This is a genomic window from Paracoccus sp. S4493, from assembly GCF_000967735.1.
Classification (GTDB): domain Bacteria; phylum Pseudomonadota; class Alphaproteobacteria; order Rhodobacterales; family Rhodobacteraceae; genus Paracoccus; species Paracoccus marcusii.
This window is the reverse complement of sequence record NZ_JXYF01000265.1, coordinates 1-656: the sequence shown is the minus strand read 5'-3', so window position 1 is coordinate 656 and position 656 is coordinate 1. Positions and strand designations below refer to the sequence as shown.

Annotated in this window: 1 protein-coding gene; it reads left to right on the top strand. The window is 66.5% G+C overall.

Annotation, left to right across the window (positions count from 1 at the left end; translation table 11 throughout):
- Nucleotides 1-656, top strand: a 656-nt coding sequence (locus TW83_RS16945; protein ID WP_157001721.1) for an HWE histidine kinase domain-containing protein, incomplete at both ends; no start/stop codon positions are given.

The window sequence follows — 656 nt, the reverse complement described above, 5'->3', positions numbered from 1 at the left end:
ATCCCGACGATCAGGACCGCACATGGGCGCGCTGGCGTCAAAGCCTGGAAACCGGCCAGCCCTACGAGATCGAGTATCGCCTGCGGCACCGGTCCGGCGAATATCGGTGGGTCTTGGGTCGCGCCAAGCCGGTCCGCGATGCGACGGGGCGGATCACCCGCTGGTACGGCAGCTGCACAGACATCAACCGCATCAAGGTGGTCGAGGAACAGCTTCAGCTGATGCTGGGAGAGATGAACCACCGGGTCAAGAACTCGATGGCGATGGTGCATTCCATCGTCTCGCAGACCCTGCGCCAGGCCGAGACGCTGGACCAGGCCCGCATGTCCATCCAGTCGCGCATCGGCATCATGGCGCAGGCCCATGACCGCCTGGTCAAGGCGACCTGGACAGAAACCGCCATCACCGAGGTGGTCGAGGCGGCCCTGGGCCCCCACCGCATGAGCGCGGACCGCTTCCGTGTCGCGGGGCCGGACTTAGCCTTGGGGTCCAAGCAGGCGCTGGCCCTGACCATGGCGCTGCACGAACTGGCCACCAACGCGATGAAATACGGCGCCCTGTCCGCCGAGACGGGCCATGTCCAGGTCCGGTGGGACCGCGACGAGCATGCGAAGCCTGTCGGATTTCGCCTGTCCTGGCAGGAACATGGCGGGCCG